General features: G+C 73.0%; 1 protein-coding gene and 1 pseudogene. Both read left to right on the forward strand.

Annotated elements, in window-relative coordinates; genetic code table 11:
* Window positions 1-2,490 (forward strand): SDR family NAD(P)-dependent oxidoreductase (locus ABD369_RS39995; protein WP_344641563.1); only part of this gene is annotated, 2,490 nt, incomplete at its 5' end.
* Between the two features lie 57 nt (window positions 2,491-2,547).
* A pseudogene (locus tag ABD369_RS40000) lies at window positions 2,548-5,011 on the forward strand (type I polyketide synthase); the annotation flags it as partial.

Raw genomic sequence — 5,011 nt, forward strand, 5'->3', positions numbered from 1 at the left:
GACGAGCTGCGCACCGCCGAGTACTGGGTGCGCCACGTCCGCGAGGCGGTCCGCTTCCACGACGCGATCCAGACCCTGGAGCGCGAAGGCGTCCGCAACTACCTGGAGTTGGGCCCGGACACCGTACTCAGCGCCATGGGCCAGGAGTGCGTGGCCGCCGACGCCGTCTTCGCCCCGGCGCTGCGCGCCGGCCGTCCCGAGGCGCAGACGCTCACCACCGCCCTCGCCCAGGCCCACGTACGCGGCGCGGACGTCGACTGGGAGGCGTTCTTCGCCGGCACCGGCTCCCGCCGGACCGAGCTGCCCACCTACGCCTTCCAGCGCCAGCACTACTGGCCGAAGGCGCCCGTCGCCCCCGCCGCCGTCCCGGACTCGGTGGACAGCCGGTTCTGGGAGCTGGTCGAGCGCGAGGACCTCGACGAACTGACCGCCACCCTGGGCCTCGACGGCGACCAGCCGCTGAGCTCCGCCCTGCCGGCCATCACGGCCTGGCGCCGCCGGAACCGCGAGCAGTCCGCGGTGGACGGCTGGAGCTACCGGGTCACCTGGAAGCCGCTCGCCGGGACTCGTACCGCCGCCGTCTTCGGCAGTTGGCTGCTGGTCGTCCCGGCCGGGCACGCCGAGGACGCCGCCGTACTGGACACTGTCACCACGCTCACCGAGCGCGGCGCCGAGGTACGGCAGCTGACGCTCACCGAGGCCGACGCGGACCGTGCCGCGCTCGCGGACCGCCTGCGCCGGGAACTCGCCGGAACCGGTGCCACGGCCGGCGTCGTCTCGCTGCTCGCGCTGGACGAGGACCCGCACCCGGAGCACCCCGCGATGCCCGCCGGTCTCGCCGCCACCGCCCTGCTGGTACAGGCACTGGGCGATGCCGAGGTCGGGGCGCCGCTCTGGTGCGTGACGCGCGGTGCGGTGTCCACCGGCCGAGCGGACCGGCTGCAGAACCCGGCACAGGCTCAGGTCTGGGGCCTCGGCCGGGTGGTCGGCCTGGAGCACTCCGACCGCTGGGGCGGTCTGGTCGACCTCCCGGAGAGCATGGACGAGCGCACCCGGGAGCTGCTGGCCGTCGCCCTGACCGGCGCCGAGGCCGAGGACCAGCTCGCCCTGCGGCCGTCCGGCCTGTCCGTCCGCCGGCTGGTCCGGGCAGCCCACACGGACGGTGCCGACTGGACGCCGCGCGGTACGGTCCTGATCACCGGCGGTACGGGTGCCCTGGGCGCCCAGGTCGCCCGCTGGCTGGCCCGCAACGGCGCCGAGCACCTGGTGCTCACCAGCCGCCGCGGACCGGACGCGCCCGGCGTCGCCGAACTGCGCGACCAGATAGCCGAGTTGGGTGCCACCGTCACCGTGGCCGCCTGTGACGTGGCCGACCGTGACGCGCTGGCCGCCCTGCTCGACTCGATCGAGCAGCCGCTGACCGCCGTCGTCCACGCGGCCGGAGCGGTCGCGGACGCCGCCCTGACGGACAGCACCCCGGCCGACCTGGCCGCCGTGATCGAGGCCAAGGTGGCCGGCGCGGTCCACCTGGACGACCTGCTGGCCGGCACCGAACTCGACGCCTTCGTCACCTTCTCCTCGATCGCGGGCATCTGGGGCAGCGGCGGCCAGGCCGCCTACGCCGCCGCCAACGCCTTCCTGGACGCCCTGGTCGAGTCCCGCCGGGCCAGCGGCCTGGCCGGCACCTCGGTGGCCTGGGGTCCCTGGGCCGAGGCCGGCATGGCGGCCGGTGAAGCGGCGGAGGAGCACCTGCGCCGGTTCGGCCTGCCGGTGATGGCGCCCGGCTCCGCACTGATCGCACTCCAGCGGGCGCTGCGGAGCGGCGAGCCCGCACACGTCGTCGCCGATGTCGACTGGGCGCGCTTCGTACCGTCCTTCACCGCCGCCCGTCCGCGCCCGCTGATCGGGGAACTCCCCGAGGTCCAGCAGCTGCTGGCGGCCGAGTCGAAGGACGCCGAGGCCGCCGGCGGCGAGCAGGCCGAACTGTTGGACCGGCTGGCCGGGCTCTCGGAGGTCGACCGGGACCGCGCGCTGCTGGAACTGGTGCGCGGCGAGGTGGCCGGGGTGCTCGGCTACCCGGGTGCGCAGTCGATCGAACCGGCCAGGGCCTTCCGGGCGCTGGGCTTCGACTCGCTGACGGCGGTCGAACTCCGCAACCGGCTGAACGCGGCCAGCGGCCTGCGCCTGCAGGCGAGCGCGGTGTTCGACTACCCGACGCCCGCGGCCCTCGCCGAGCACCTGCGGGACGAGCTCTTCCCTGACAGCGTCCGGGAAGGCGCCCTCGACCCGCAGGAGGCCGAGCTGCGCGCGGCACTGGAGCGCATCTCGCTGGCCCGGTTCCGGGAGGTGGGACTCCTGGAGACCCTGCTGAAGCTCGCCAACCCCGGCGACGACAGCTCAACCCCCAGCAGCGGCGATGAGTTGGACCTGATCGACACGATGGACGTGGCGAGCCTCATCGACATCGCCCTCGACAGCAACGAATCCTGACACGTTCGAAGTGCGGAGCTCATGATGACCACGCCCAACGAAAAAGTCGTTGCAGCGCTGCGGGCCTCCCTCAAGGAGGCCGAGCGCCTGCGCCGGCAGAACCAGCAGCTGATCGCGGCTTCCAGGGAGCCGATCGCCATCGTGGCGATGAGCTGCCGGTTCCCCGGCGGCGTGGAGTCGCCGGAGGCCCTGTGGCAGTTGGTCGCCACCTCCGGCGACGCCATCTCCGAGTTCCCCACCGATCGTGGCTGGAACCTCTTCGACCTCTACGACGAGGACCCCGACCGCCAGGGCACCTTCTACGCCCGTGGGGGCGGATTCCTGCACGATGCCGCCGAGTTCGACCCGGCGTTCTTCGAGATCAGCCCGCGCGAGGCGCTGGCGATGGACCCGCAGCAGCGCCTGCTGCTGGAGACCTCCTGGGAGGTCTTCGAGCGGGCCGGCATCGACTCCACGTCGCTGCGCGGCAAGCCGGTCGGGGTCTTCGTCGGCGCCTCCGCATCGGGCTACAGCGCGGTGACGGACGAGCTGCCGGACGGCGTAGAGGGCTACATGCTCACCGGGAACGCGGCCGCCGTGGTCTCCGGCCGCCTCTCCTACACCTTCGGGTTCGAGGGCCCGGCGGTGACGGTCGACACCGCGTGCTCCTCGTCGCTGGTCTCGCTGCACCTGGCGGTGCAGGCGCTGCGGGGCGGCGAGTGCTCGCTCGCCCTGGCCGGCGGCGTCACCGTGCTGGCCACCCCGGACGTGTTCGTCGAGTTCAGCCGCCAGCACGGCCTGGCCTCGGACGGCCGGTGCAAGGCGTTCGCCGCCGCGGCGGACGGCACCGGCTGGTCCGAGGGCGTGGGCATGCTGCTGGTCGAGCGGCTCTCCGACGCCCGCCGCAACGGGCACCCGGTGCTGGCGGTGGTGCGCGGCTCGGCGGTGAACCAGGACGGTGCGTCCAACGGTCTGACGGCGCCGAACGGTCCGTCGCAGCAGCGGGTGATCCGGCAGGCGCTGGAGAACGCCGGTCTGACGACGAGTCAGGTCGACGCGGTCGAGGCGCACGGCACGGGTACGACGCTCGGCGACCCGATCGAGGCCCAGGCGCTGCTGGCCACCTACGGCCGGGAGCGTCCGGCCGAGCGTCCGCTGTGGCTGGGCTCGCTGAAGTCCAACATCGGCCACACCCAGGCGGCGGCCGGTGTGGCGGGTGTGATCAAGATGGTGCAGGCCATGCAGCACGGTCTGCTGCCGCAGACGCTGCACGTGGACGAGCCGTCACCGCACGTGGACTGGACGGCGGGCGCGGTCTCGCTGCTCACCGAGGCCCAGCCGTGGCCGGAGACCGGCGAGCTGCGCAGGGTCGGTATCTCGGCGTTCGGCGTGAGCGGTACCAACGCGCACACGATCCTGGAGCAGGCTCCGGTCGTCGAGGATGCGATTGCCGAGGCGACCGTGTCGCCGTCGGTGCTGCCGGTGGTGCTTTCGGCGAAGGGCGAAGCCGCGCTGCGGGCGCAGGCCGAACGGCTGCTGTCGGCCGGTGAGCTTGAACTTGTCGATGTGGCCTACTCGTTGGCGACGGGTCGGGCGGCGCTGGAGCGTCGTGCGGTGGTCGTCGCCGAGGATCGTGCGGAATTCCTGCGGGGTCTCGGCGCGCTGGCTTCGGGTGAGTCGGCCGGGAACCTGGTGCAGGGATCGGTGGTCGAGGGCCGGACGGCGTTCCTGTTCACCGGGCAGGGCAGCCAGCGGGCCGGGATGGGTCGCGAGCTGTACGAGTCCTTCCCGGTCTTTGCCGAGGCTTTCGACGCCGTGTGCGCGGAGCTGGACGGGCATCTCGCGCGTCCGCTGCGCGAGGTGGTGTTCTCGGGCGAGGAGCTGGATCAGACCGGGTACACGCAGCCGGCGCTGTTCGCGATCGAGGTGGCGCTGTTCCGCCTGGTCGAGGTATGGGGCCTGCGGCCCGACCTGCTGGCGGGTCACTCGATCGGTGAGCTGGCCGCCGCGCACGTCGCCGGTGTGCTGTCGCTGGCGGACGCTGCTGCGCTGGTGGCCGCCCGTGGCCGCCTGATGCAGGCGCTGCCTTCGGGTGGTGCGATGGTGGCGGTGCGGGCGAGTGAGGACGAGGTCCTGCCGCTGCTGACCGACGAGTTGGGCATCGCGGCGGTCAACGGGCCGACCTCGGTGGTGATTTCGGGTGTCGAGGCAGCCGTTGTCGCGGTCGCGGAGCAGCTGGCTGCCCAGGGTCGGAAGACCAAGCGGCTGACGGTGAGCCATGCGTTCCATTCGCCGCTGATGGAGCCGATGCTCGCGGAGTTCCGCGCCGTCGCCGAGGGGCTGACCTTCGACGCTCCCCGGATCCCGATCGTCTCCACGCTCACCGGCGACATCACCGAGGACATCCGTACCCCCGAGTACTGGGTGCGTCACGTCCGTGAGGCCGTCCGCTTCCACGACGCGGTCCAGGCCCTGGAGGCCGAAGGCGTCCGCACCTACGTGGAGTTGGGTCCGGACGGGGTCCTGTCCGCGATGGGCCCGG

This window comes from Kitasatospora cystarginea, assembly GCF_039533515.1.
GTDB classification, from domain to species: domain Bacteria; phylum Actinomycetota; class Actinomycetes; order Streptomycetales; family Streptomycetaceae; genus Kitasatospora; species Kitasatospora cystarginea.